General features: G+C 35.1%; 4 protein-coding genes. All 4 read right to left on the bottom strand.

Annotated features, from left to right (window positions below):
• Positions 1-1,030 precede the first annotated feature (1,030 nt).
• The gene (gene yiaA, locus E1171_RS06400) at positions 1,031-1,483 is read right to left on the bottom strand and encodes an inner membrane protein YiaA (RefSeq protein ID WP_187696300.1); all 453 of its coding nucleotides are present in this window, start codon (positions 1,481-1,483) and stop codon (positions 1,031-1,033) included.
• A 324-nt stretch (positions 1,484-1,807) separates the two neighbouring features.
• The gene (locus E1171_RS06395) at positions 1,808-2,272 is read right to left on the bottom strand and encodes a hypothetical protein (protein WP_155205183.1); all 465 of its coding nucleotides are present in this window, start codon (positions 2,270-2,272) and stop codon (positions 1,808-1,810) included.
• Positions 2,273-2,309: 37 nt separating this feature from the next.
• On the bottom strand, positions 2,310-3,419 hold the full coding sequence (locus E1171_RS06390) for a hypothetical protein (RefSeq protein WP_155205182.1): 1,110 nt from the start codon (positions 3,417-3,419) through the stop codon (positions 2,310-2,312).
• Positions 3,420-3,429: 10 nt separating this feature from the next.
• Positions 3,430-4,128, bottom strand: coding sequence for a type VI secretion system tube protein TssD (gene tssD / locus E1171_RS06385; RefSeq protein WP_155205181.1), 699 nt, complete (start codon positions 4,126-4,128; stop codon positions 3,430-3,432).
• Positions 4,129-4,448 lie beyond the last annotated feature (320 nt).

The raw sequence follows: 4,448 nt of genomic DNA, 5'->3' as shown, positions 1-4,448 counted from the left end.
TAGCTATACCCAATAAGGGGTAAACTGCTAGATTGTAAGCTTGGTGCTTTAAAAATGGCCCGCCAAATCGTTGATTTGTGTTTTTAAATTTTTCATTTTTAAAGTCAAATCAACGATTTGGCTCAGTCCAAGCCCGAAAGTTTGGTGTTTTGAAACCCCTTACTGGGCATAGCTGGGACGTTGGGTGTCATTCCCCACATCAGAGAAACTGATTAATTTCTCTCACTAACGAGCAAGTTTTCAGGGGATTAAAATTTAAAAAATTTGACGTTAGTCAGAATTTAAAAAAATGAAATTCAACCTCATACTATTTATCGTTTTGACTCTTTCAGCATGCAGACCTGGTGAGCCATCGACATTTGAAACAACAGGTCTTCATTTAAAACTGATTGAGAAGTCATACGTTGATGGTATTCCATGCTGCCTATACCAATTTACAGACTTCTTTTCAAACTTAGGACGAAACCCCAAAAGCAAAAGAACAAAATGAATACCCTGGAGGGTCTGCTTTGTTTTCAGGTGAGGAACGAGCCTGAAAATAAAACAAAGACCCGGAGGGGTTGCCTTCTTTCTTTTGCTGGGGTTTTGTTTTGGGTGGGTGTGGAATGCTTCACCCTGGGGTTTGCATCTTATGTTGACAGAGCCTAGGGGAGGCAGCATTATTTACTTCACGGCTTTTGTACAGCTTTAGATTGTGGGGAGGTTTTGTGAGGCTGTGGCTATAAGAGCAGCTTATGTTAACATAGCCTGGATTGGGTGTTGGGAGAAGACACTGGGCTTTTTTGCTTTTGCTTTTCTATTGAGTTGAATTTTATGGCTTTTTTATGAGGACAACTAAGTTTCCAAGAAGGCATTGAGGATTTTTAAGTGAAGAAGAGCCTCAAAATAGGAGGTTTAGTCCCCTTTTTATTAGACAAGTTCTTTAAAAAAAATCGAAATAATAAGACCTCCAAGTAGATAGTAGTTGCCTATTTAAATAAGCAACTATTGATCTTTAAACTATTATTCCCCTTTCAAAATATCAATTTCGTTAGTCTTCTAATGTTGTTTTGCCATCCCTTACATTTTTCTGGACTGCAATTGAGGAAAATAGACTAAGAGTGAAAGCCATCCCAAAAAAACCTTTTTCACTCAGGGTCAATTCGGCATTCCATAAACCAATGATGAGTAGTAAGATAGAAATAATGGTACAAACCCAACTAATTCCATAATACAAATCTGAAACTACAATATTTTCAAGCCTGTCTCTTACGTTTTTTTGGACAGATACTGCTGCAAATAACCCAAACAGTAGAACAGTAAAATAATAGCCTTTTTCGTTCAACAACATATCAGAATTCCATAAACCAATATTATAAGCAATTACACCTGCAAAAAAGGCAACCCAGGAGGCTCCGATAAATGCAACTGAAGGAGATTGAATTTTCTTGGGGTTTCCGATTTTATTTCCGTTTTCCGTTGATACTTCTTTTTCCAAGGTCATTTTATCCATAATTTAAAATTTAAAATTAGAGCAAATTAACAGTTGGCCTTCACATAAAAAAGCCAAAAGGTACTGATAAGTAAAACCGCCTTTAGTAATTAATATTGGTCTAAATACTCCTAAGAATAATAATCCTAAATGTCTTGAGAAATAGAAAATGCCCAAATATTGTTTTTAAAATTAAAAAATAGTTCTTCTATTTCTCCATTTTCAAAAATTATTTGTTCTCCTTATAAACCTTACTCTTTTTCTAAATCACTAGTTTGTTCAGGAGATTTTGACTTACTTTTATTCCTCAGTTTTTCTATTAGGATAATGGGGTGTTCATTCTTTCAAAAAATTCGTAACAACAGAACTGCCTTTTGTATTTATAGGGTATTCCAAGCTCACCCCAATTTGTTTTTTATATATAGTCCAAGTATAAAGTTGTTTTGAATCACTGTGCTGTGCATAATTTACACTATCCCTGCACGAAGAATTTAATGGTTCCAGGCTAAAGTGACTAAGTAATCCCTCCACACTTTGGTTTATGGAATCATAGGGAATAAGTGTCTGTTTTTTTGTTACGCATTTCCAATAAGGATCAACATAGTAGTAAACAACGGTATCTCCATAAGCCTTAATAACCCATTCCGAAAATTTAGATTTATCAGCTTTCATGGGATGAAAGCCTTCCATTTTTATTTGTTCGATTGTAGGCCTTATCTTTAGTTCATTGATGCTAGAAGGATTCTTACAGGATAGCAATAAAAACAAACAAGAATTAATAAGTAATATTTTTGAATTCATAGAAATTTATTAGTTAACAAATACTTACTCCCCTAAATTACTTTTCTTTTCCATACTCAACTGCTCCTCTTTTTCTTTCTACTACAACAGCTTCTCCTCCTTTGGTCATGTAAGAGCGTTCAATCCAAAAACCATTTCTAGCAATTTCCAAATTAGAAGGGAGTACAAGACCTATGGCATAGGTAGTTATCCCTAAAGGAGTATTTACTAACCCTAAAGTGGCTAATGCTAAACTACCACCATTCTTTACATCTTCAGCTAATGCTCGTGGGAAATCTAAATCGTTTAACGCATTGAAAGTGGCAATCCCCATAATATCCTTTTTAAGATTTGAGGATAGTTCTTTTATTTCTCCATTATTTAATACTATTTTTCCACCTTTTACGTCTAATTTTCCTTTGACATCTTTAGTCAGTTCTGGAGTTTGAGAATCACTTTGTTGGTTATAGGTTTTCTCATGATACTCTGTTTTTAAGATATCCCCGTCTCCACTGATATAAACAAAGTAAACTGAACCAATTATATCTCTTTGTCCATCTGGTTGAAGACCTCTATTAATATCAGGTTTTGAGGATTCAGCATTAGTCCTTCTTGCTCCAGCAGCAAATACGGTTACTGCTTTCCCATCTAATATACCGGTATAGACCATAATTAAATTCTCAGCATGGTTGTATGCATACCTATTGTCAGGAGCAAGAAGAATATCATTTTCATGGTTAGAAAATACACTTAGGTAGTTTTCTCTTTTAAAGGGCACTTCCTCCTCAATTTGGATTCCGTGGATATTGCATTCTAATTTTGCGTAAACCTCTAAAGCCATTTCCTCTTTGTCAATAATTGGATGCCAGGAATCTGGTATTTCCAAATCAAGTACCGCCCGGTTTTGATTAACTATTAACTTATGAGTTCTTTCCTCTAAGGTTGTATCTCGATAAAAGAAATTATAATCTTTTAGTAGTAAGTTTATTTCAGTTCCATCAGCAATATTCTTTGTCTCTATAATAAGTTTAACCTTATTGTAAACCTTTGCGGATTTAATGGGCTTTTCTTTTGTGTCGCACCAAAAAGCCCTTTCTATTGAAGGAGTTTCCTCTGTCACCTTCAAATTTGTCCTTTGATTGTTGTGTAGAATACTAAATCTAACCATGGTTTTTTATCTATCCTTCTTTAGCTACCACTTCTAGTTCTAATTCGTCTCGTTCAGATTTCACCTGATAATCCGCTATTTGTCCTTTAAGCACCTTGCCCAGATATTTAAAGTCGAAGGTTTCATCCGTTAATTCGATATTGGTAGTTTCTCCTGTCATTCCTTGACTTTCAACGATTAGCTTCACTTTCTCTCCAACCTTTAACTCAACAACCGGTTCTTCGTTTAAGTCAATAAGATGCAGTCCAGTAATGCTGCCTGAATTTTCTTCTTCATTCACAGGCTCCTCTTCAGCTCCTAATGCCCCAATATCTGTAATATGCCAGCTTTGTTTAAAGGTTGTTCCTTTATTATTCCTGATAATGCCAGCGGCAAAGGAAAGTCGGACGACCATGGGCTCGGTTGAATCATGCCAAAAGGTTTCCTTGTAGTTTATGCAATAGGCATCCCAAAACTCTTGTTTATAAAGCACTCCCTCATTTTCCTGTCCTGAGAAACTGATGTGACCATTTTTACGCATGTCTGCCTGAGTCATCCAATTCATTAGGTAGTTGGCTTGTTCTCGTTTTTCAAAAACCACATTAAAAATCCCCCCCTTTACACTGTCATTGGGCCTGGACTGGAAACCCAGAGGCTGCTGAAACTCCAAGTCGTATTCTAATAAGTTAAGTTCTAATTCATCAATAAAAAGTTTTCCCCTAAACGCCATCTTCAAAAATAAATAGTAAAAATATAATCAATTAAAATTGTAATCTAAGTTATTAAATTATGCCTTATTCAAACAATAAGGCTCTATTTATCTATTTAATTGCAAGTTTTTTATTAGAATGATATAGTTTTTTATGAAAAAATTATAAACTCAAATTAGTGGACACATTGAAATGGAATAAAAATACCAAAAGGAAAGAAAATCGAAACCCCATTATACCTGTGCGAAGCACACCGATAATTGGGTGACAAGTAAGAGGTGGAATATTTAACACCAAATCGAACCCTAAACGAAACCCCAAAAGCAAAAGAACAAAATGA

Source organism: Xanthovirga aplysinae (assembly GCF_009711365.1).
GTDB classification, from domain to species: domain Bacteria; phylum Bacteroidota; class Bacteroidia; order Cytophagales; family Cyclobacteriaceae; genus Xanthovirga; species Xanthovirga aplysinae.
The sequence above is the reverse complement of the archived record's forward strand: the minus strand, read 5'-3'. Positions and strand labels throughout refer to the sequence as shown.

Excerpts from the sequence above, each read along its gene's own strand:
- tssD (WP_155205181.1), bottom strand. The coding sequence starts at position 4,128 with ATGGCGTTTAGGGGAAAACTTTTTATTGATGAATTAGAACTTAACTTA.
- E1171_RS06390 (WP_155205182.1), bottom strand. The coding sequence starts at position 3,419 with ATGGTTAGATTTAGTATTCTACACAACAATCAAAGGACAAATTTGAAG.
- E1171_RS06395 (WP_155205183.1), bottom strand. The coding sequence starts at position 2,272 with ATGAATTCAAAAATATTACTTATTAATTCTTGTTTGTTTTTATTGCTA.
- yiaA (WP_187696300.1), bottom strand. The coding sequence starts at position 1,483 with ATGACCTTGGAAAAAGAAGTATCAACGGAAAACGGAAATAAAATCGGA.